The sequence below is a fragment of the Pseudoduganella rhizocola genome (genome assembly GCF_045984285.3).
Lineage (GTDB): Bacteria > Pseudomonadota > Gammaproteobacteria > Burkholderiales > Burkholderiaceae_D > Rugamonas.
Window position 1 is genome coordinate 62805 of the sequence record NZ_JBJQIK030000003.1, and the last position, 22273, is coordinate 85077.

A 22273-nucleotide genomic window follows, 5' to 3' on the forward strand; every position below is an offset into this window, starting at 1 on the left:
GCGTGACACTACCCTCCAGCAAAAGGCGTTTCATCAGGTAGAATGAGACGCACATCACTACATTACGTCCGGAGTAAATGCCGATGAAGAAGCAAGTATTGGCCGCCATGTCCCTGGCAATCCTGTCCGCCTACGCAGGCGCTGCCCAAACCGACAAGGCCGCAGACGTCCAGCTCAAGCCCGCTGCGCAGCAAACGCAGGCCGCGCTGTGGGCTTCGCGCGTGCTGTCGCGCTACCACTACAAGGCTACCCCACTGGACGATGCGATGTCGGAGAAGATCTTCGACCGCTATTTCAAGTCGCTGGATGCGGACAAGCTGTTTTTCACCCAGGCCGACATTGACCAATTCGCAAGCGCGAAGACCAAGCTGGATGACGCAATCGTCGGCGAAAACCTTCAGCTGCCTTTCAATATTTACAACCTGTACCAGCAGCGCTTCAATGAGCGCATGGCCTATGCGCGCGAGCTGCTGAAGGCCAAGATGGACTTCACGGTCGACGAAAGCTACCAGTTCGACCGCGAGAAAGCCGATTGGGCCAAGAACGACGCCGAAATCAAGGAACTGTGGCGCAAGCGCGTGAAGAACGACTGGCTGCGCCTGAAACTGGCGGGCAAGGACGACAAGGGCATCCGCGAAACGCTGGACAAGCGCTACGACAATTACGTGACGCGCTCGCGCAAGCTGAATAATGAAGACGTATTCCAGATCTTCATGAACGCTTACGCCATGTCCATCGAGCCGCATACCAACTACCTCGGCCCGCGCGCTTCCGAAAACTTCGACATCGCCATGCGCCTGTCGCTGGAAGGCATCGGCGCGGTGCTGCAGACCCGTGACGAATACACGGTGATCCGCGAGATCGTGCCGGGCAGCCCGGTGGCGCTGTCCAACAAGCTGAAAGTGGGCGACAAGATCGTGGCCGTGGCGCAGGGCGACAACGGCGCCATGACCGACGTGCTGGGCTGGCGCATCGACGACGTGGTGCAGCTGATCCGCGGCGCCAAGGATTCCACCGTGCGCATCCAGGTGCTGGGCGCCGATGCCGGTCCGGATGCCAAGCCGTTCGTGGTGTCGATGGTGCGCAAGAAGATCAGCATGGAAGAGCAGTCGGCCAAGAAGTCGATTCTCGAAGTGCGCGACGGCGCCGTCAAACGCCGTATCGGCGTGATTTCGCTGCCGACCTTCTACCAGGACTTCGAAGCGCGCCGCCGTGGCGACAAGGACTTCAAGAGCGCCACCCGCGACGTAGCCCGCCTGCTGGGTGAGCTGAAGAAGGAGAAAGTGGACAATGTGCTCATCGACCTGCGCAACAACGGCGGCGGTTCACTGACCGAAGCGGTGGAGCTGACCGGCCTGTTCATCGACCGTGGTCCGGTGGTCCAGCAGCGCAACGGCGAAGGCCGTGTCGAGGTGGAGAACGATACCTTGCCTGGCCTGGCCTGGGATGGCCCGGTGGGTGTGCTGATCAACCGCGGTTCGGCTTCCGCTTCCGAGATTTTTGCGGCGGCGATCCAGGATTACGGCCGTGGCCTGATCATCGGCGAACCAAGCTTCGGCAAGGGTACCGTGCAGACGCTGATCAACCTGGACCGCTTCGGCCAGGGCGACAAGCAGCGCCTGGGTGAGCTCAAGATGACGGTTGCGCAGTTCTTCCGTATCAACGGCGGCACCACCCAGCTGCGCGGCGTAACGCCGGACATCAAGCTGCCGTCGATTGCCGATGCCGACAACTTCGGCGAATCGAGCTACGACAACGCGCTGCCGTACACCGTGGTGAAGCCGGCGGTCTACATTCCGGCCGGTGAAGTGAAGGACATCATTCCGCTGCTGGACAAGAAGCATGAAGCGCGGGTGGCCAAGGACAAGGACCTGCAATACCTGATCGAGGACATCGCCTACGTGAAGAAGCAGCGCAAGGACAACCTGGTGTCGCTGAACGAAGCGGTGCGCCGCAAGGACCGCGATGCCCAGGAAGCCCGCGCCAAGCTGCGTGAGGCGCGCCTGAACGCCGGTCCTTCGCCGGACGATCCGATTCCGGTCGCTGATCCGAAAGACTCGCTGAACCGCGCCATCAGCCCGAAACCGGCGAGCCAGAAGTCGGCCGCGAAGGCGACCCCGGTGAAGGGCGCCAGCCGCACCGATGACGGCCTGCAGGCGGATGAACGCTCGCTGGCGGCCGAGCTGGATGCCGAAAAAGCGGCCAAAAACGCCAAGGACGTGCTGCTGAACGAAGCGGTCCACATCATGGCGGACGAGGTGGCGCTGCTGAAAACAGACACTCGCCTGGCATCCCGCGTGCTGCCATACGCCGCCGACAAATAAGCGGCGCAAAGAACCTTAGGAGGGTAGGAGAGGGCCGCAAGGCCCTTTTCTTTTGCGCCAAAGCAACATATTCAGCAATGATATATCTAGTATCACTACAATAAACTTGAAAGATATGGCGCGGCGCAGCATAATGGAATCGTCTCCTCTATTCTCCTCCAAGGAAATAGACTTAGCCCGCTCCCGTAGCGGGCTTTTTTTTGGCTGCCGTGCCTGGCAGGGGGCAAGATGGCCTGCGCCGCACCATGGATGCGCCCGATCGGTTAAGCTTCCGGCTTCGGACCACATGACACGCTGACAATTGAAACTAAAGCTGACACTTGCGGCCCTCGCCGCCGCCATTGCCGTTGCGGCAACTGGCTATTACTACTATGCCCAGCAGGGAGAACCCGGCCGCTCGCCCCTGAACGTGATTCGCCAGATCACCGGCAAGACACCCGACTACTGGACCGCGCGAACCACCACCATCAGCGGCGACGGTGTGCCCGGTGTGGTGGATGGTGCGCTGGCCCAGGCGCGCTGGTCCGATCCCTTCGGGCTTGTTGCGGACGCACACGGCAATATTTATGTCGCCGATGGTGGCGATGCGAACCGGATCCGTAAAATTACTACGCAAGGACAGGTCGTTACCCTTGCTGGTGGAAAAGAAGGTTACGCCGACGGCGAAGGCGCGGCGGCGGCCTTCAATACGCCGTCGGGCATCGCCATCGACAGGGCCGGCAACCTGTATGTGGCCGATACCGGCAACCATGCGGTGCGCAAGGTCACACCGCAGGGCGTGGTCAGCACGCTGGCAGGCAACGGCCAGGCGGGATTCGCGGATGGCAAGGGCGCCGAAGCGCGCTTCGATGGCCCCATCGGCATTGCGCTCGATAAGGAGGGCAACGTCTTCGTCACCGACACCTATAACGACCGCGTGCGCCGCATCGCGCCGGACGGCACGGTCAGCACCATCGCAGGCAATGGCCGTCCGGGCGACAGCGACGGCCCCGCGCTGTCCGCCCAGCTGGATACGCCGACCGGCATCGCGGTGGCAAAAGACGGCACGCTGTATATCGCCGATACCTTCAACGACAAGGTGCGCAAGTTGGACAAGGACGGCACGCTGAGCACCGTCGCAGCACCGCCGGAAGACGAGAACCGCCCGATGCTGCGCCGGCCGGCTGCGCTGGCGCTCACGCGCGACGGCCATCTCTATATCTCCACCGGTTCCGGCGGCCGTGTGCTGCATATGCGGCCCAATGGCGAATACCACCCGCTGGAAGACGCGGACCGTCCGCACGGCGTGGGCAGCGACGGCACCGTGCAGCTGTTCGCGCCGCGCGGGCTGGCGGTGGAACCGGAAGGCAGCCTGCTGGTGAGCGACGGCATGGCGTTCCGCCTGCATCGGCTGGCGGTGCCGCGCAAGGGCGAGGCTGCGCCGGCGCAGGCCTCGGTGGCGCCGCTGCCGCAGCGCAAGGAACCCATGCTATGGCCGGTCAAGCCGCAGAACGAAGCGCGCGAAGTGGTGGGCCTGATGGGCGAAGTACGCGGCAGCTTCAATGGCGAGAACCGCGACCACTTCCATGCGGGCCTGGACGTGCAGGCGGGCGTCGGCGAAACCGTGGTGGCGGTGGAGGCGGCCAAGGTAACGGACCCTTTGCCCAACTGGGGCTTCGGCACGCTGAGCGAAGGCATCAGCATCGGGCCGATCTCCTACATCCATATGCGCGTTGGCAGGGAAGGGCGCGACAAACCGCTGGGCGGGCAGTTCCAGCTGCTGCGCGGCGAGAAGAACAAGCCGTACCGGGTGCGGGTGCGGCGCGGCGCGCGTTTCGCCGTGGGCGATGCGCTGGGCACGGTGAATGCGATGGCGCATGTGCACCTCGACTACTATCCGGGCGGCGGCGTAGTAAATCCTCTCATGCTGCCTTTCATCGGCCTGCAGGACACGATTGCGCCGACAGTGCGCAGCATCCTGCTCACCGATGCCCAGGGCAAGCGCCTGCCGGGCAAGCGCGGCCAGCCGCTGCACGTGCCGCGAGCGCTGCAGGAAGTGAGCATCGTGGCCGATATCTTCGACCAGATGGACGGCAACCTGGCGCGGCGCCGCCTCGGCATCTACCGGCTCGGCTACCAGCTGCTGAAGGAGGACGGTACGCCGGCGCCGGGCTACGAGCAGCCGGTGATTACGCAGGTCTACGACCGGCTGCCGCGCAACCGCGAGGCGGTGAAGCTGGTCTACGCGCCGAACAGCGGCATTACGGTTTACGGCAGCAAGTCCACGCAGTTCGCCTACGCGGTCAACAATACGCTGGAGGGAGGGCAGGCGCTGCCTGCGATGTGGAATATCGGCGGCATCGAACCGGGCGCTTACACGCTGCGCATCATCGCCGCCGACTATGCAGGGAATGTCGCGACCCAGGGCCGCGACCTGCCTATCGTTATCGAATAAGGATTACTGCACGAAGGTGGTGCGCTTGCCGCTCACATTGCGCTGCGGCGGATTGCCGTAGACAGTGATGGAACCGGAGCCGTTGGTATTGGTATGCACCGACTGCGAAACGGCGACGGTGATATCGCCGGAGCCGTTGGTGGACAAGTCCGCGATTTCACTGCGCAGGCCGGACAGGCGCGCGTCGCCGGAACCGTAGACCGCCACATCCAGGGTGCGCACCGTGCCGGCGGCGCTCAGGTTGCCGGAACCGTGCACCTTGGCCATCAGCTGCTCGCCGCGCACATTGCCCAGGCTCACGCGGCCGGAGCCGTGCACTGCAACGCGGGTGCCGCCCGCTTCCAGCGTATCCGCTAGCGTGCTGCCGGAACCGCTGTTGATCACGTCCAGCTGGTCGACACGGCCGCGCAGTTCAACCCGGCCCGAACCGTTCTGCGACACGGCCAGGTTGCCGCCATTCAGGCCGCTGACGTGGGTGCGCAGGCTGCCGCTGGCATCCAGGCGATTCAGTTGCGGGGTGGTGTAGCGCACGCGCAGAGGCTGGGAGGTGCGCAGTTCATCATCGACCCAGATGCGCAGCTTGCCGTTGTTCGATTCCGTATGCACCAGCGGCAGCAGGTTGCTGTCGCCTTCGATCTGCAGCGAAGCGGCGGGACCGACGCGCACTTCCACGTCCATATCCACGCGGCGGCGGGTTTCGATATCGAGCGCGGCGGCGGCGGCGATGCTGCGGTTTTCCGTGGTCACGCTGCCGTTGCCCTGCACGGACGAGGACGACCAGCTATAGCTCTTGCCGTCGCCTGGCACAACGATCACGCAGCCGCCGAGGGCGAGGGCCAGGACAGCGGAGGAAATGATGGAGAGGCGCATTTGATATCCCTTGTTATAAGTTATCCAGTGCCCGCATCCTATCTCCCCGCCGTTTCCGCCACCGTCTCCATGCGACGAATTGCATTTTTCGCAGGATGAACGGTGAGTTAACGGCCGAGCCCGTGTCCACCTTGGGGTCAGGCACCAAGGTGGACACGGGCTCGGGTATGACATGGGGTGCCTGACCCCAGGGTGTCAGGAGCGGGCGAAGGCGAGGAGGTCGGCGTTCACTTTGTCCTTGTGGGTGTCGGTCAGGCCGTGCGGGGCGCCTGGGTAGACCAGCAGCTTGGCGTGCTTGACGATCTTGGCCGAGGCGCGGCCGGCGGCGTCGATCGGCACGATCTGGTCGTCGTCGCCGTGGATGATCAGCGTCGGCTTGTCGAACTTTTCCAGATCCTTGCGGAAGTCGGTCTCCGAGAAGGCCTTGATCGAGTCATAGGTGTTCTTGTGGCCGCCCATCATGCCCTGCATCCACCAGGACTGGATCAGGCCCTGCGAGACCTTGGCGCCCGGACGGTTAAAGCCGTAGAAGGGGCCGGAGGGAATGTCCAGGTAGAGCTGGGAACGGTTGTCTTCCTGCGCCTTGCGGATGCCGTTGAATACGTCGATCGGCAGCCCGCCCGGATTGTCCGCCGTCTTGACCATGATCGGCGGCACCGCCGAGACCAGCACCAGCTTGGCCACGCGCTTGGTGCCATGGCGGCCCACATAGCGCGCCACTTCGCCGCCGCCGGTGGAGAAGCCGACCAGGATGGCATTCTTCAGGTCCAGCGCCTCGATCAGCTGCGCCAGGTCGTCGGCGTAGTGGTCCATGTCGTTGCCGTCCCAGGGCTGGCTGGAGCGGCCGTGGCCGCGGCGGTCGTGGGCGATCACGCGGAAGCCGTTGTTCGCGAGGAAGAACATCTGCGATTCCCAGCTATCCGAGCTCAGCGGCCAGCCGTGGCTGAACACGATGGGCTGGCCCTTGCCCCAGTCCTTGTAATAGAGCTGCACGCCTTCCTTCGTGGTGAAGATGCTGGCGCTGCGTTTCACCGGCGCGGCCGGTGCGGCCGTGGCTTCCGATACGGCGGCGGCCATCGGCAGCGCCACCGCTGCGGCCAGGCCGGCACTGCCCATCAGGGCCGAGCGGCGCGACTGGGAGACGTTTTTGTCGTTGGAATTGGTAGTCATGGTTTCTTCCTTTGGTGTGAGTGGAGGGTGAAAGTGCTGTGCTACATTCGTTACAGGTTTTGTTTGAAGAAAGCGTCCGTGCGGCCGTTCGCCAGCTTCGCGTCGGCATCGTCGTAATGGCTGCCGCCGGGACGGGCAAAAGCGTGGTTGCGGCCAGGGTAGGTATAAAGCTGCACATTGGGCTTGCCGGACAGCGCCGCCTTGATGGCGGCCTGCGCGTCCTTGCCGATGTATTCGTCCTCGCCGGCCAGGTGGTAGAGCAGCGGGCCGCTGATGTTGCGGGCTTCGGCCACGTACTTCTCGGTGCCGCCGCCGTAGTAGGCAACACAGGCGTCGGCGCCGATGCGGGCTGCGCTCAGGAAGGTGAGCAGGCCGCCGAGGCAATAGCCGGTTACGCCCACCGTGCCGTTTGCGCCCGGCATGCCGCGGGCGGCGGCAACGGTGGCGGCGATGTCCTGCACGCCCTTGTCGAAGTCGTAGGCGCTGTAGAGGGCGAAGCCTTTGGCCCAGTCGCCTTCGCTGTCTTCGGACATGGACAGGCCAGGCTCGGCGCGCCAGAACAGGTCCGGCGCCACGGCGATATAGCCTTTGGCGGCATAGCTGTCGGCGATGCTGCGGATGCCGGCGTTGACGCCGAAGATCTCCTGCAGCACGACGATGACCGGGTGCGTGCCGGCGAGGGCGGGGCGTGCGACGTAGCAGTCGAAGCTGCCGTCCGGCGTGTTGATATTCAGTTTCTCGCTCATTTGAAGCTCCCTGGCTGCGTTGCAATGGAGTGAATCTTAGGCGGCGAAAACACAAATGAGAACGGACATTGCTGCAAGATCACTTTGCAAAAATGCGGATCCGCCAATAGGAAGAATACGGAAAAGAACCAATGGCAAGCGACTTTGACTGGAACGACATCCCCCTGATACTCTCGCTCGCGCGCACGGGCAGCATGAGCGCAACGGGGCGCGAACTGGGGGTGGACGGCTCCACAATCAGCCGCCGCATCGCGGCTGCCGAGAAAGCGCTGAACCTGCGCCTCTTCATCCGCGACAACACGCGCTACCAGCTCACCGGGGCAGGCCAGGTCTTCGTGGAATACGGCGAGGCGGTGTATGGCAATGTGCAAAGCATGCTGCTGGCCTCCACGCAGGAAGCGGAGACCATTGCAGGCACGGTGCGCATCAATTCCATCGACTTCCTGTTCGACCACTGGCTGGTGCACCACGTGCCTGCGCTGCATGCCGAGCATCCCGAGCTGGAGCTGCAGATGCTGGCCGACAACCAGAACGTGTCCTTCACGCGGCGCGAAGCCGACTTCGCGCTGCGCCTTGCCCAGCCCGCCGATGATGCGGCGCTGGTGATGCGCAAGCTGGGCGATATCGGCTGGGCCGTCTTTTCCGCCCCGGTGTTCGCGGATACGCCGCGCGAGCGCTGGGGCGCCCAGCCCTGGATTGCGTATGAGGAAACGCTGGCCCACATTCCCGAGATGCGCTGGCTGGCGCGCCTTGAGCCCCGGCCGCGCATCGCGCTGCGGGTCAACAGCCTGAGCACGATGGTGCAGGCCTGCCGCGCGGGCGCGGGCATGGCCTTGCTTCCCTGCATCATGGCCGAGGAGGCCGGCCTGCAGCGCCTCAGCGGCGCCGAGGTCTGCCGCGAACTCTGGCTGCTCAGCCACCGCGATGCGGGCAATATCGGCCGCTTCAAGACCGTGGCCTCATGGCTCACCCAGCTCTACCAGGAAAACCGCCACAAACTCTGTTCCTGAGCCCTGCGATCTGCGGTACAATCGTTTGGAACGACCGTGCTTTTTTAAGGCGGCAAACGAGGAGACAGCATGGACCTGAATTATTCGGCAGAGGACGAGGCCTTCCGCGCCACGGTGCGCAGCTTCCTGGACCGGCATTTGCCCGCGGACCTGCAGCAGAAGGTGCGCGCGCACCGCCGCCTGCAGCGCGAAGACTATGTGCGCTGGCATAAGATCGTGGCGCAGCAGGGCTGGGCCGCGCCCGCGTGGCCGGTGGAATTCGGCGGACCCGGCTGGAGCGCGGTGCAGCGCCATATCTGGGAAGAGGAGTGCGCCCGCGCCGGCACGCCGCCCATCCTGCCCTTCGGCGTGAATATGGTGGCGCCGGTCATCATGGCCTTCGGTAACGAGGCGCAGAAGGCGCACTACCTGCCGCGCATCCTGAATTGCGACGACTGGTGGTGCCAGGGCTATTCCGAGCCGGGCGCCGGGTCCGACCTCGCTTCGCTGAAGACCAGCGCCGTACGCGATGGCGATCACTACATCGTCAACGGCCAGAAAACCTGGACCACGCTGGGCCAGCATGCGGACATGATCTTCTGCCTGGTGCGCACCGACCCGAATGTGCGCAAACAGGAGGGCATCTCTTTCCTGCTGATCGACATGAAAACGCCAGGCATCACGGTGCGCCCCATCATCATGCTCGACGAAGACCATGAGGTGAACGAAGTCTTCTTCGACAATGTGCGCGTGCCGGTGGAGAACCTGATCGGCAAGGAGAACAAGGGCTGGACCTACGCCAAGTACCTGCTGGGCCACGAACGCACCGGCATCGCCGCCGTGGGCCGCTCGAAGCGCGAGCTGCTGTTCCTGAAGAAGCTGGCGCTGCAGCAGCAGAAGGACGGCAAGCCGCTGCTGGACGATCCGGCCTATGCCGCCAAGGTGGCGAACCTTGAAATCGAGCTGATGGCGCTGGAGGTCACGGTGCTGCGCACCATCGCGCAGGAGGAGCACGCGCCCGGCCCGCAGGCTTCGCTGCTGAAGGTGCGCGGTTCCGAGATCCAGCAGATGCTGACGGAGCTGATGCTGGAAGCGCTCGGCCCTGCGGCCCTGCCGTTCGACGCGCCATACCTGGAAGGCGAGACCGAACATGCTGCGGGCGGCGACAACGACGCCGCGCCGCTGGCGGGCTACTACTTCAACTTCCGCAAGACCTCCATCTACGGCGGGTCGAACGAAATCCAGAAGAACATCATCACCCAGATGATTCTGGGCCTGTAAGGAGGCAGCATGGACTTTCAATTCAAGGAAGAGCAGCAGCAGTTCGCGGACGCGCTGCGCCGCTGGGTGGACAAGGACTACTCCTTCGAAGCACGCCGCAAGATCATCCATTCCGAATCCGGCGTGTCCGATGCCGCGTGGCAGACCCTGGTGGAGCTGGGCATGACGGCACTGCCGGTGCCGGAAGCGCAGGGCGGCTTCAATGGCACGGCGGTCGATATGCTGGCCGTGATGCAGGAGCTGGGACGCGGGCTGGTGGTGGAGCCGTATTTCGCCACGGTGCTGGGCGCGCACTACCTGCAGCTGGCCGGCGGGCAGGAAGCCTTGCTGGAGCAGGTCGCCGCCGGCGAGGCAAAGCTGGCCTGCGCTTTCGGCGAGCAGCATTCACGCCATGCGCTGAACGATATCGCCGTGAAGGCAACCGGCAGCGGCGGCGACTTCGCGCTGAGCGGCGTCAAGACCGTGGTGCTGCATGGCGGCCAGGCCGATGCCTTCATCGTATCGGCGCGCACTGCCGGCGGCCAGCGCGATACCGATGGCATTTCGCTGTTCCTGGTGGATGCCGGTACTTCCGGCCTGGTGGTGCATGATTACCGCACGATCGACGGCCAGCGCGCCGCCAATATCACCTTCGACCATGCTCCCGCCACGCTGCTGGGCGCCGAGGGGCAAGGCTGGCCGCTGCTGGAGGCGGGAGCGGATTACGGCGCCGCGCTGCTATGCGCGGAAGCGCTGGGGGCGATGGATGCCATTTTTGCCGCCACGCTGGACTACCTGAAAACGCGCCAGCAGTTCGGCGCGCCGATCGGCCGCTTCCAGGCGCTGCAGCACCGCATGGCCGATATGTTCATCCACCTGGAGCAGGCGCGTTCGATGGCGATGCTGGCCGCCGTCAAGGTGGCTTCGCCGGATGCGGAGGAGCGCCGCCGCGTCGTGTCCGCGGCCAAGGTGCGTATCGGGCAGGCCGCGACCTTCATCGGCCAGCAGGCGGTGCAGCTGCACGGGGGCATGGGGGTGACGGACGAGCTGCCTGCCGCCCACTACTTCAAGCGCCTGACGATGATAGCTGTCACGCTGGGCGATGTGCAGCATCACCTGGAGCGCTTCGCGGCGCAGCCGGGATTCCGCGACGCTGCCTGAGGCAGCGCTTCAGGCAGGCGCCGCCAGCTTGTAGCGGCTCCTGCCGCTCTCCTTCGCTTCGTAGAGCAGGGTGTCGGCAACGCGCACCAGCTGGTCCGGCGAGCTGGCCTCGCCGGGCAGCATGCTCACCACGCCCATGCTGATCGTGACCTGGTTGCTGGTCGGGGAATTGCGGTGCGGGATGGACAGCGCCGCCACTTCCTCCTGCAGGCGGCGCGCCACTACTTCGGCGCCTGCGATGTCCTCCTCCGGCAGCAGCACCACAAACTCTTCGCCGCCGTAGCGCGCCAGCATGTCCTGCGGGCGCAATATGCAGCGCTTCATGGCGGCGGCCACCTGCTGCAGGCAGGTATCGCCGGCCTGGTGGCCGTAGCTGTCGTTGTACAGCTTGAAGTGGTCGATATCGATCAGGATCATCGCCAGCGGCGTGCCGGAACGCAGGCAGCGCCGCCATTCGCTTTGCAGCGTATCGCTGAAGCTGCGGCGGTTGGAGACGCCGGTGAGCGCGTCGGTCAACGACAGCTCGCGCATCGCATCGGCCTGGCGTTTAATGGTGAGCTGGGTGCGCACGCGGGCCTTCACCACCGCCACGTTGAAGGGCTTGGCGATGAAGTCCATGGCCCCGGCTTCCAGTGCGCGTGTTTCGTCTTCCGGGTTCGACAGGGTGGTGACGAAGATGACGGGAATCGAGCGCAGTTCGGCCGAGGCGCGCAGCGCGGCGCAGACCTCGAAACCGTCCATGCCGGGCATGATGGCGTCCAGCAGGATCAGGTCGGGCCGCTGGGTGCGCGCGATCTCCAGCGCTTTTTCGCCATCCAGCGCAAACAGGACGTCATGCTCCTCGCCCAGCACATGGTGCAGGATCTGGATGTTCTCCATCGCGTCATCGACGATCAGGATGCGGCCGTGCGCGGCCAGGTCGGTCCAACTCATGCGGTATCCATTCGTTTCAGCAGCGTCGCCACCATTTGTTCGGCGGCCGCAAAGTCCAGCGTTTCGATGGCGCGGGACAGGGCGGGCAAGGCCACGGCTCCCTGTTCCTCAAGGGCCGGACGCAACGCCTGGTAGCTGGACAGCGCTCTCAAATTGTTATTTCGAAGCAAGGATACCAGCTCCTCCAGGCCCTGCACCAGATTCATGCGTTCGGTCCCGGCCGGGGCAGGGGCGGGCTGCACCGGCAGGGGCAGGGTGCGCGCGGCTTCCGTCACCACGCCGATGGCCTGTTCCAGGGCCGGCAGCAGCATGGCCAGGCTGGCTTCGTCGCGTTCGTGCAGGGCCGCTTCGGCCCGTGTCGCCAGCCGCGCCACGTCCACCGCGCCGAGATTGGCCGCCACGCCGCGCAGGCGGTGCAGCGTGAGGGCGGCCTGTTCACGGCCCTGGTTCGCCAGCTGGGCCCTGACCTCGGCGACAGCGCCGCCCTGTGAGTTCTCGAAGCGTTTCAACAGGCCGACAAAGGCCGGGTAGTTGCCGGCCATGCGGTTCAACGCGGTATCGAGGTCGATGCCCGGCACCTTGTCCGGGCGTCCCGAGCTGTCGCGGGCGGCCGGCGGCGCGGCGCCTGCCGCAATACCGGGCACCAGGCGGGTGAGGGTGGCGATCAGCGTTTCCACGTCGATCGGTTTGGCGATGTGTTCATCCACACCGGCTTCCAGCGCGCGTTCGCGGTCTTCCTGCATGGCGTTGGCGGTCATGGCCACAATGGGCAGGCGCACCAGGCCCAGGGCACGGATGGCCGCGGTAGCCTCGAAACCGTTCATCACCGGCATCTGCAGGTCCATCAGCACCGCATCGCAGCGGGCCGGGTGCTCGGTGAGCATGTCAACGGCGATCTTGCCGTTGGCCGCGATCTCTACCCGGGCGCCGGCGTGCAGCAGGATGTATTGCGCCATCTCCTGGTTGATCTCATTGTCCTCCACCAGCAGCACGCGCAGGCCTGGCAGGCGGCCGGACAGGGGCGTATGCTGCTGCAGCTCGCCGGGCGCGCGGTGGCCGCTGCGCGCGCCGCGGATCGCCTTGCAGAGCCCTGCGGGCGTCCACGGCTTGGCCAGCACATCGCCGATATCGAGACCCTCCGCCAGCTGCAGCAGGTCTTCGCTGGCGGTTTCGGAGGCGGTGACGACGACTGGCGGGAAGACCCCCTGGTATTCGGCGCGGGCCTGGGTCAGCGTGCTCACGCCGTCCAGCCCGGGCATGGCGCTGTCGATGACCAGCAGGTCCAGCCGCTGGCCCGCATGCGCCAGCTGGCGCAGCTGGGCCAGTGCGCCGGCGCCGTCCGTGGCCGTGTACATCTGCCATTGCCATGCGCTGCCCGCCGTCGTCATGGCCTGCAGCGCGCTCGGGTTATCGTCCACCACCAGCACGCACAGGCGGCGCAGGTCGTCGCCGATGGCGCGTTCCGGCTCGGTATCGGGCGCCGGGCGCAGCGGCACCGTCAGGCAGAAGGTGGAACCCTTGCCCGGCCTGCTGTCGACCGTGATTTCGCCTTCCATCAGGCCGGCCAGGCGGCGGCTGATGGACAGGCCAAGCCCGGCGCCGCCGTAACGGCGGCTGGTGCTGTTGTCGCCCTGGGTGAAGGCTTCGAACATGCGCTCCTGCTGCTCGGCCGTGATGCCGATGCCGGTGTCGCGCACGCTGAACGAGAGCCACAGGCGTTCTGGCTCGGCGCGCGCCAGCCGCACCGTGAGCACCACCTCGCCGCTGGCCGTGAATTTGATGGCGTTGCTCAGCAGGTTGACCAGGATCTGCTGCAGGCGCATGGCGTCGCCTTCCAGCTCGGGCGGCAGCAGCGGGTCGATATCGAACACCGGTTCGATACCCTTGTCCCAGGCGGCGCCCGCCGTCAGCACGGCGGTGCTGGCCAGGATGTGGTCGAGGCGGAAGGTGTTGATCTCGAGCTGCAGCTGGCCCGCTTCGATGCGCGAGAACACCAGCACGTCATTCACCACGCCCAGCAGGGCCTGGGTGGCGAGCTGGATGCGCGACACATAGCTGCGTTCGCGCCGCTCCAGCGGCGCTTCCTCCAGCAGGCGCGCAAGGCCGATGATGGCGTTCATCGGCGTGCGGATCTCATGGCTCATATTGGCCACGAACTCGCTCTTGGCGCGGCTGGCGGCGGCGGCCCGCAATTCGCTGCGCTTGATCTCCGTGACGTCCGACGCCAGCATGAAGAAGCCGCGCACCCGGCCACGCTCGTCCAGGTCCGGCAGGTAGTTTACCCACAGGTACAGCGTATCGCCGTCCGGTCCCAGCACCTCGCGTGCGAAGTTCTGCGGGGCCCCTTTCAGCACCGCCTCCACCCTTGGCCGCAATTGTTCCATCAGCTCCGCATCCATCAGCGCATGGGCCGGGGCGCCGATGGCTTTTTCCGGCGTGCTGCCAAGCCAGGCGAGGAAGAACTTATTCGCGAAGTGGCAGACCAGCTCCCTGTCCCAGTAGGCCACCATGCCGGGCAGGTTGTCCGTTACCGTGCGCAGGAACGCATTGCTGCGGGCCAGCTGCAGCGAGGCGTTGCGCAGCGCGTCGTCGGCACGGCGGCGCTCCGTGATGTCGATCGCCATGCCCAGCACATGGCTGAGCTTACCGCTCTCGTCGCGCAGCGCGACCTTGCGCGTGCTGAGGATATGCGTGGCGCCGTCGGCGCTGGTGAGCTCTTCGTCCGCCAGCTCCTGCAGCTCGCCGGAGTCGAGGGCGGCCCGGTCGCCGGCCGAGAAACGCTCCGCTTCAGCGGGCGGGAACAGCTCGAAGTCGTTCTTGCCCAGCATGTCGCCGCGCGGACGCCCCATCAGGCGTTCGAATTCTCGGTTCAGCATTTCATAGCGCAGGTCGGCCGCGCGCTTCACGAAGATCAGCGCGGGCATGTGCTCCACCACCGAGCGGAACATCTGGCGCGACTGGCGCAGCGCAGCCTCGGTCTGCTTCTGCGCCGTCACGTCCAGCAGCAGGCCGGTAATGCCGACCAGCCGGCCATCGGCGGCAAATACGGGGTAGTAGCCGGTGAGGTAGTGATTCACGCGGCCTGGCCAGGCGGGCGAGGCGCCGCTCAGCGGCACGTCCACGATGGGCTGGCCGGTGCGCAGCACCTGTTCGTAGGCCAGGCGCACATCATGCCGCACCTTGTCGTCGGGGATCAGCTCACCGAAGCTGCGGCCGATATGGGCGCTGACCGGCGCCGCGTTCACGGCGGCCAGGTATTCATTGATCATCACCACCCGCAGTTCGGGATCGACGAAGCTCAGGCCGACCGGCGCGGTGGCATACACGTTCTCCAGCAGGGCCTTGGAGTCGGCCAGCTGGGCGGTGCGTTCGGCTACCAGCGATTCCAGTTCGTTGCGGTGGCGCATGATGTCCACCTCCACCTGGCGCAGGGCCTGGGCCACCTCATGCGCTTCGCGCACACTCATGTCCTCCAGAACAATTGGCGTGCCCGCGGCCAGCGCGCGCGCCGGCCCGATCAGGGCCTGCACCGAGCGCCCGATACTGCCGCCCACCGACCAGGCCAGCAGGAAGCCCGCGCCGAGCAGGATCAGGATGCCGGCCGAGATCAGGGAGGTGAACTTCTTCAGGTCGCTGACCAGGTCCGACTCGGGAATGGTGACGACCACGGTCCAGCCGCTGCCCGGCGCGCGGCTGAAGCTGGCGTAGACCGGGGTGCCGCCGGCCACCGCCGCGCTCACCGTGCCCTCGTTTTCGGCGCTGATGTGCTGCAGCAGGGCGGGATCGGCCATATTGCCGGCGCCGTCGCCGTGCGAACGGGCCACGATAGTGCCCCGCGCGTCCAGCAGCATGACCGTTGCCTCGGACGACAGCTTCTGCTCCGCGATAATGTTGCCCAGCGCTTGCGGCACGAAGACGATACTCAGCACATATTCGGGCCGGCCCTTGACCGCCACCGGGATGTCATAGGCGAACAGGGGGCGCTTCGTGAGCGATCCGATAAACATGTCGGACAGGCGCGGCTTGCCGCCTTCCAGCACTTTGCGCAGGCGCTCGGCGTTGGCCGGGTGGGGCAGCGGCTGGCCTTCGGGTATCGATGGATTGACGAGCTGCTGGCCGTCCGGCGCATGCAGCACGATCTGCTCGGCCGGGAAGCCGGGGCGCAGCTGGGCGGCTGCCTGGGCGCGGAACGCGGCGAAATCGCCGGTCTGCAGGCTGGGCGAGCCGGCCAGGGCCAGGCCCACGCTTTCGCCAATGCGCAAGTCGCGGTCCACCGCCGCCGCCAGCGCGCGCGACATGCGGCTGCCATCCAGGGTGGCCTGCTGGTGCTCCAGGCGGTAGAAATGCAGGATCAGCAGGCCCAGGCCAATCAGGGCAGGCAAGGCGCAGGCAAGCACCAGCAAGGTGATTTGCGAGCGTATCGATGGCAGGGGATCCCAGGGTTCGTCCCGCAGCACTTCTCCCTCCGGTGGTGGATGCCGGCTCATGATAACGCAGGGCAGGCTTTCGCCCAAGCCTCAGAAGAAGATGGCCGTACGGGTGATGATGGTGCCGTTATTCGTATAGGGACCGGTGGCCCGCACCGCACCGCTGTCCGGCTTGCCGTCGTCCAGCTTCGCATCCAGTTCGGCGGCATAGGTGTCCGGCAGGTTGTCGAAGCGGATGCCGTTGCCGCTGCGGCCGCCCACCGCGTCGTTGAAGATGTAGACCGCGCCGCCATGGGCGCTGGTCATGAAGTCGGTGGTGCCGTTGAAGGAACCAGTGATCAGGCCCGCCAGCGCCAGGTGCTGGGGCGCGAGTTGATATTCGGCAATCTGGCCGTCGCCATTGCCGTTGCCGGTCGCGCCCGGCACATGGGTGGTGGCGAGGGGATCGTCGCCGGGCAGGGCGCGGAAACGGTCCTGGTAGGCATTGACCGCGGCCTGCAGCGACGTGGCCTGCTGGATCACATTCTTGATCTTGGCGTTGTCGATCAGGCTCTGGCCTTTCAGCACGCCGCCCAGCAGCAGGCCGATGATGACCAGCACAATGGCAATTTCAACGAGGGTAAAACCCGACTGTCGGGACATGGATGCTCCTTTATCGCTTTAAAACAATCTTAGCGCAGCGGCCTCAGGGCAGGCGCTGCGCTGCCACCATGCGGTTGAACAGGATATTCGGCGACAGCCAGACCACGATATCGTCGTAAGGCCCGCCCGGAGCGGCTTCGCTATCGGCGGGATCACGGCTGACGAAAAGCGTGCCGGCGGGATTCAGGTTCGCCTTCTCGTCAACATTGCGCCGGCCGATATCGCTGATGCGCGTGCCCTGTTCGCTGTAGGCGCCGTAGCCATTGCGGCCATGCGACAGGATCACGGCGGGAATGTCGTTGCTCTCGCTGGCCTGCACCAGCGCGCCCGGCGCGTCGCGGCTCGCCACCGTGATGTCGCGCGGCGTATTGAGGCGGAAGATCACTGCGCTGTCGCTGAAGGCGGGCGTGACGCTGTACAGGTAGAGGTGGCCCCAGCTGTCCAGCTTCGGCACGCCGAGCGTGGCCCAAGGCAGGAAGCCGATGCGGCGCCCGCCGGTGCAGCGGTCGCCGCTGCGGTCCTCCAGGCCGTTGCTGGCGGAGATGGCGGGGCAGGGCAGGTAGCCGTTGCGCACGGCGAAACCGGCCAGCGCATCGCGCGCCTCCTCCATTGCCTTGCGGGTGTCGGCCGCGCGGCGCTGCTCCAGCTGCACGCCGAGGGGCGTAAGCAGGCCGCCGACCAGCAGTCCGACGATGACCAGCACGATCGAAATCTCCACCAGCGTAAAGCCTTGCATGCTCTTGTTCATCGCATCAGGGCAGCATGCGCGCTGCCGCCATCCTTTCATACAGTGTTTGCAGCGGAATCGCCACCAGCAGATCATCGAAACGGCCGCCCGCCACGGCCGGCGCGTCGCTGCGGGCGCGGCGGAAGAATTCGATATCGCCTTCGTCGTTCAGCAGTTCGTCTTCATTGCCCGGCGCCGTGCGGGCCTGGCGCAGGCCGGTGACGGCGGTACCCACATCGTCGCGCCCTTGCGAGAACACCACGGCCGGCGCGCACTGGGCCGCCAGCGTGCATTCGCCCTGGCCCACCAGGTACTGCACTTCGCCGGCGGTGTTGCGCGTCAGGACCCGCTTGGTGGCCACGGTGGAGATGCGCTGGACCGGCGCCACGGTATAGCGCGGCGTGACGCTGTAGCGCAGCAGCTTGCCCCAGCTGTCGCTGCCGTCCACGCCCAGTGCAACCCAGGGCAGGAAACCGGTGCAGGAGGCCTCGTCGCTGCAGGGCTGTCCGCTTTCGCGGCCATCCAGCGCGGACACGGCGGGGCGCGGCAGCCTGCCGTGCGTGGCCGCAAAGCCGACCAGCGCCTCCGAGGCTTGCGCCAGGCGAGCCAGGGTGCGCTGCTCGCGCAGGCTGTCGATGCCGCTGCGGCTGAACACCCCGATCAGCACCGAGGCGAAGGCCAGGCTGGCGACTGCGAGCAGCACCAGCAGCGCCGCGCCGCGCTCACGCCGGCTAGCGGCCGGATTCCTGGATCGCGCCCGTGGCGGGGTCATAGCTTTGTCCCGGTTTCAGAATCACTTTGCGGCCCGCGAGGTCCAGCGGTATGGACTGGCCGCGCACCGAGGGCGAGCTGTCCTGCGGCTCGTTGTTGATCCAGACAATGGTTTTGCCATTGCTGCGCCGGAGCACGCCGTTCAGCTGCAGCACTTCGGGCGCAGGCGGCGCCGCTTCGGCAGGAGCGGCCGGCATGGCAGGCGGCGCTGCTGCCGCTGCCATTTGCGTTGCAGCGCCTTCCGGCAGCACCGCGCTGCCGCTGCTGTTGCGCTGCTGGTCGAGCTGCGTTCTCTCCACCGGCGTGGTGAACAGCCGTCCCATCGTGATGAAGGTGGTCTGCGCGCGGACCGGCAGGGCCGCAGCCAGGGCTGCTGCGGCGAGGACGGCGGAAAAGAGGGCCTTCATCGCGCCGCTCCCCGCTGTGGCGGCTGCGGCGTGAGCGTGAGCCAGTTCAGCACGCAGTCCGCCGTCAGCGTGGGCGCCAGCGGCGCATTGCCCGCGGCGGCCGTGCGGCGCAGCGCGCAGCCCTGCACGGCGAACACGCCGCGCTGCCGCAGGTCGGTGAGGAAGTACAGCAGGTCCAGCTCGTGCAGCAGGTCCATGTGCAGGGACATGCGGCTGCCGCGCAGCTGGTAGTCGCCGCTGGCCAGGCGGCCTTCCACCCGGTAGGGCTGCTGCGGGTCGATTTCATAGGTGAGCGGCAGCAGGCGGCGCTGCTCCTGGATCTGGCGGATCGCCTCCACCCATGCCAGCCGGTTCTCGCTGCCCACAAAGCCCAGGCGCTGCAGGGTGAGGAACTGCGGCTGGTAGATGCGGATTTCCTGTTTCTCGGCCTCGGCATGCACATAGTTCTGCTGCGCCGTGTTGCGCAGGTGCTGCTGGTAGCTTTCCCGGTCGCGCGCATCCTGCAGGTGCCAGTAGGTGGCGAACACGCAGGCAAAGGCGATGCCGGCCGTGCCCGCGAAGGTAACGGCCGCCGTGCGGATCAGCGCGAATTCGCGTATCCAGTAGGGCAGGGGAATGCGGCGCGGCGCCGCTTTTTTGCGGGCGGGACTCATGGCGTATAGGTCAGGTTGAGGGTAAAGCGGGCGCGGTCTTCGCCGCCCGCCGTGCCGGCGCCTGCACGGCCGCTGAGGCGCACATTGGAGCGTACATCCACCGGCAAGGTTTCAATTTCCACCGCCATGCGCGGCACGCGGGCCAGCTGCTGGGCGAATGCGTTCAGGTGGTCGAGCACGGCGCGGTAGTCGTCCTGCGCGGCCAGCACTTCGGCCTCGATTTTCAGCGTTTGCGCCGGTGCCCGTGGAATGCCCAGCGTGAGCGTGGACTGGGCCGCGGCAGCCTGGGTGGCCGCGGTGGCGGGGCCGGTGCCGAGCACCGCCTGCTGCGCACCGGGCACCAGCGCGCGCCATTCCAGTTCGCGCAGGCGGATCTGTGGCGACTGCTCCAGGGCTTCGCTCAGCACATTGGCCATATGCAGCGGCCATGGCCCGTGCTGCGCCACCAGGCGTTCGATCAGTACGGCGGCCCGCATATTCGCCGTCTTCTCGATGGCGGGCGGCATGCTGGACATGCTGCGCTGGTAGTTCGCCGTGTAGTGCGCGGTTTCGGCTTTGAGCTTGCTGGTGGCGTGTTCCGCGCCCAGGTAGCCGGCAAGGTTGGCAATGCTCCAGATGGCGCCCGCCACGCCGATGACGGCGCTGGAGGCAAACAGCGAGATCCGGGCGCGCCACAGCTGGTAGTAGCGGAATTTTTCGCCCAGCTTGTAATGGCTGCCGGGCGCATTGCGGCCAAGCAGCTGGATGAACAGCGTATCCGCCAGTTCCGGCAAGTGGCTCATATGCGCTGCCATGGCCGCTGTTTCGGCCGGAACGAAGTGGTAGACGGTTTCGCGCTGGTCGCCGCATTGCGCGAGCAGTGTGTCGAGCGCGGAAGGCGGCGTGACGATGGCCACGTTCAGCACGTCGTCGCGTTCCAGCAGGCGCACGCTGGACAGGAACTGCTGCGTGCGCGCCGTCTCGGCCGCGATGCCGTGCCAGCTGCCGCCCTGCACCAGGCGCGAGAACTTGAGTGCGCCGTCGAGGAAGTAGCTCTGGCGGATGCCTGCCGTCTGCACCGTCACCAGCAGCAGGTGTTCGTGGTGCAGGGCGAGGCGGTCCGGCAGCGGGGTGCTGAGCAGGGTGGCCGAATAGACGCCGGCCAGCGGCGCGTGCACCGCTTCCATGGCATCGATCCATGGCGTGAGCAGCGACGGATTGGTGAGGCCGCTGAACAGCACGATATCGTCGCCGCGGCCTTCGGTGCTGCGGCCCTGGATCATCGCCACCCGGAACGGCGTGTCGCGGTACTGCTGTTCGATGCGCCGGGCCAGCATGCGGCGGCCCGGCCGGCCCGGCACATGGGGCAGCAGCAGGCGCGCGAAATCTTCTTCCACAATGTCCGCGATCAGGTAGATCGGCCGCGTGCCATGTTCGGCCATATAGTCCATGAAAGCGGCGACACCATCCTGCGTGGCCGGGAAATCCGCCATCGGCGTGATGTCGTTGTGCTGCCAGTAGAAGGCCTGCAGGCGCTCGCTGGTGAGGTAGAGGATCTGTTTGGGCAGCATGGTCAGATCCTGATGGCGCTGATGGTGTCGTAGATCGGGCCGAGCACGGACAGCATGATCCAGCCCAGCAGCAGCCCCAGGACGACTGTCATGGCAGGTTCGATCATGGCCTGTACCCGCTCGATCTGTTCGCGCACTTCGCGGTTGTAGAAATAGGCGACGTTGCGCAGCGCCTGGTCCAGCGCTCCCGTGGTCTCGCCCACTTTCAGCATGCGGATCACCAGCGGCGGGAAGATGCCCGTGTGCTGGAATGCCGCAGTAACGCTTTGCCCGTCCGAGATGAGCTGCGCCGCGCGCTGCAGCGCGGCCGCAACCACGCGGTTGCCGACAATGCCCTGCGACAGGCGGATGCAGTCCAGGATGGTGATGCCTGAGGCGTACATCAGCGCAAAGAAGGTAGCGAAGCGCGCCAGGATAATGCCGCGCAGGACCGGCCCCACGGGCCGCAGCCGCAGCTTGAGGCCATCGAAGGCATAGGCAGCCGCTTCGCTGCGCCGTATCCACCAGCGCGTGGCCCACCAGGCCAGCACGGGCGCCGCCAGCAGCAGGTGCCAGTAGTCGATAAAGATGCGCGACACGCCGATCAGCAAGCGCGTATGGAAAGGCAGTTCACGGCCCATATTGCCGATAAAGGTCGTCAGCTGCGGAACCAGGTAGATCATGAGGAAGAAGGTAACAGCGATCACCACCAGCGCCACAATGGCCGGATAAGTGACGATCTTGCGCGCCTGCGCTGCCAGCTCGTCCTGCCATTTGAGGCTGTCGGCCAGGTTGCGGAACACTTCATGGACCTTGCCGCTTTCTTCGCCGGCGCGGATCAGGCTTGTGAAGGTAAGGTCGAAGACCTCGGGATAAACCTCCATGGCCGCCGACAGCTGCAGGCCGCCCTCGATGTTCTCGATCAGGTCCGTAATGATTTCCCGGAAGCGCAGGTGGTCCAGGCTGTCGCGCAGGTCGCACAGGCCGTCCAGGATGGGGACTCCCGCGCTGGTCATCTGCTCCATCTGGAAGCAGAAGTTGATCAGGTCCTTGCGCGTGATGGGGCGGCGGCCCGCCACCGCGACGCGCTGGCGCGTCTGGCGGTAGTCGATCAGGTCGAGGTCCATGCGCGAGAGGCGCAGTTCCAGGTCCGGCACGTTGAGGGCGTCCATATTCCCCGGCACGATCTGGCCGGCGGCATCCATGGCGCGGTAGATGAACTGAGGCATG

Annotated in this window: 17 protein-coding genes; 5 read left to right on the forward strand and 12 right to left on the reverse strand. The window is 65.9% G+C overall.

All coding sequences use genetic code 11. The annotated features are described in order from the left end of the window. Positions 1-83: 83 nt before the first annotated feature. On the forward strand, positions 84-2324 hold the full coding sequence (locus tag ACJRPG_RS07530) for a carboxy terminal-processing peptidase (RefSeq protein WP_407999446.1): 2241 nt from the start codon (positions 84-86) through the stop codon (positions 2322-2324). Positions 2325-2625: 301 nt separating this feature from the next. After that, on the forward strand, positions 2626-4758 hold the full coding sequence (locus ACJRPG_RS07535; protein ID WP_407999447.1) for a gluconolaconase: 2133 nt from the start codon (positions 2626-2628) through the stop codon (positions 4756-4758). Between the two features lie 3 nt (positions 4759-4761). Here the strand turns inward: ACJRPG_RS07535 and ACJRPG_RS07540 are convergent, their stop codons facing one another. From ACJRPG_RS07540 to ACJRPG_RS07550, 3 genes are all read right to left on the reverse strand, one after another. Further along, positions 4762-5628 (reverse strand): head GIN domain-containing protein, encoded by an 867-nt coding sequence (locus ACJRPG_RS07540; RefSeq protein ID WP_407999448.1) that lies wholly within the window; start codon positions 5626-5628, stop codon positions 4762-4764. A 195-nt stretch (positions 5629-5823) separates the two neighbouring features. Continuing rightward, positions 5824-6798 (reverse strand): alpha/beta fold hydrolase, encoded by a 975-nt coding sequence (locus ACJRPG_RS07545; RefSeq protein WP_407999449.1) that lies wholly within the window; start codon positions 6796-6798, stop codon positions 5824-5826. Positions 6799-6848: 50 nt separating this feature from the next. Further along, on the reverse strand, positions 6849-7544 hold the full coding sequence (locus ACJRPG_RS07550) for a dienelactone hydrolase family protein (RefSeq protein ID WP_407999450.1): 696 nt from the start codon (positions 7542-7544) through the stop codon (positions 6849-6851). A 131-nt stretch (positions 7545-7675) separates the two neighbouring features. Here ACJRPG_RS07550 and ACJRPG_RS07555 point away from each other — a divergent pair, with 131 nt between their 5' ends. The 3 genes from ACJRPG_RS07555 to ACJRPG_RS07565 all read left to right on the forward strand — a co-directional run bounded on the left by ACJRPG_RS07555 (position 7676) and on the right by ACJRPG_RS07565 (position 10954). After that, positions 7676-8554: a LysR family transcriptional regulator gene (locus ACJRPG_RS07555; protein WP_407999451.1), complete on the forward strand. Its 879-nt coding sequence runs from the start codon at positions 7676-7678 to the stop codon at positions 8552-8554. A gap of 69 nt (positions 8555-8623) precedes the next feature. After that, positions 8624-9814, forward strand: coding sequence for an acyl-CoA dehydrogenase family protein (locus ACJRPG_RS07560; protein ID WP_407999452.1), 1191 nt, complete (start codon positions 8624-8626; stop codon positions 9812-9814). A 9-nt stretch (positions 9815-9823) separates the two neighbouring features. Continuing rightward, entirely contained in the window at positions 9824-10954 is a 1131-nt protein-coding gene (locus tag ACJRPG_RS07565) for an acyl-CoA dehydrogenase family protein (protein ID WP_407999453.1), read from the forward strand. A gap of 9 nt (positions 10955-10963) precedes the next feature. Here the strand turns inward: ACJRPG_RS07565 and ACJRPG_RS07570 are convergent, their stop codons facing one another. The 9 genes from ACJRPG_RS07570 to ACJRPG_RS07610 are packed head-to-tail and all read right to left on the reverse strand — an operon-like array spanning position 10964 to position 22272. Beyond that, positions 10964-11887 (reverse strand): diguanylate cyclase domain-containing protein, encoded by a 924-nt coding sequence (locus tag ACJRPG_RS07570; RefSeq protein ID WP_407999454.1) that lies wholly within the window; start codon positions 11885-11887, stop codon positions 10964-10966. After that, entirely contained in the window at positions 11884-16374 is a 4491-nt protein-coding gene (locus ACJRPG_RS07575) for a PAS domain-containing protein (protein ID WP_407999455.1), read from the reverse strand. Before ACJRPG_RS07575 ends, ACJRPG_RS07570 begins: the two co-directional genes overlap by 4 nt. Before the next feature lie 30 nt (positions 16375-16404). Continuing rightward, the gene (locus ACJRPG_RS07580) at positions 16405-16956 is read right to left on the reverse strand and encodes a prepilin-type N-terminal cleavage/methylation domain-containing protein (protein WP_407999456.1); all 552 of its coding nucleotides are present in this window, start codon (positions 16954-16956) and stop codon (positions 16405-16407) included. A 43-nt stretch (positions 16957-16999) separates the two neighbouring features. Next, positions 17000-17692: a prepilin-type N-terminal cleavage/methylation domain-containing protein gene (locus ACJRPG_RS07585; RefSeq protein WP_407999457.1), complete on the reverse strand. Its 693-nt coding sequence runs from the start codon at positions 17690-17692 to the stop codon at positions 17000-17002. 16 nt (positions 17693-17708) lie between these two features. Further along, positions 17709-18455 carry a hypothetical protein gene (locus ACJRPG_RS07590; RefSeq protein WP_407999458.1) on the reverse strand — a complete coding sequence of 249 codons (747 nt, stop codon included), beginning with the start codon at positions 18453-18455 and terminating at the stop codon, positions 17709-17711. After that, the gene (locus ACJRPG_RS07595) at positions 18415-18861 is read right to left on the reverse strand and encodes a hypothetical protein (protein ID WP_407999459.1); all 447 of its coding nucleotides are present in this window, start codon (positions 18859-18861) and stop codon (positions 18415-18417) included. The genes ACJRPG_RS07590 and ACJRPG_RS07595 overlap by 41 nt, the downstream gene beginning before the upstream one ends. Beyond that, positions 18858-19514 (reverse strand): hypothetical protein, encoded by a 657-nt coding sequence (locus tag ACJRPG_RS07600; protein WP_407999460.1) that lies wholly within the window; start codon positions 19512-19514, stop codon positions 18858-18860. The genes ACJRPG_RS07595 and ACJRPG_RS07600 overlap by 4 nt, the downstream gene beginning before the upstream one ends. Next, complete coding sequence (locus ACJRPG_RS07605; protein WP_407999461.1) at positions 19511-21064, reverse strand: hypothetical protein; 1554 nt, start codon at positions 21062-21064, stop codon at positions 19511-19513. Before ACJRPG_RS07605 ends, ACJRPG_RS07600 begins: the two co-directional genes overlap by 4 nt. A gap of 2 nt (positions 21065-21066) precedes the next feature. Beyond that, entirely contained in the window at positions 21067-22272 is a 1206-nt protein-coding gene (locus tag ACJRPG_RS07610) for a type II secretion system F family protein (RefSeq protein WP_407999462.1), read from the reverse strand. Between the last annotated feature and the right edge of the window lies 1 nt (position 22273).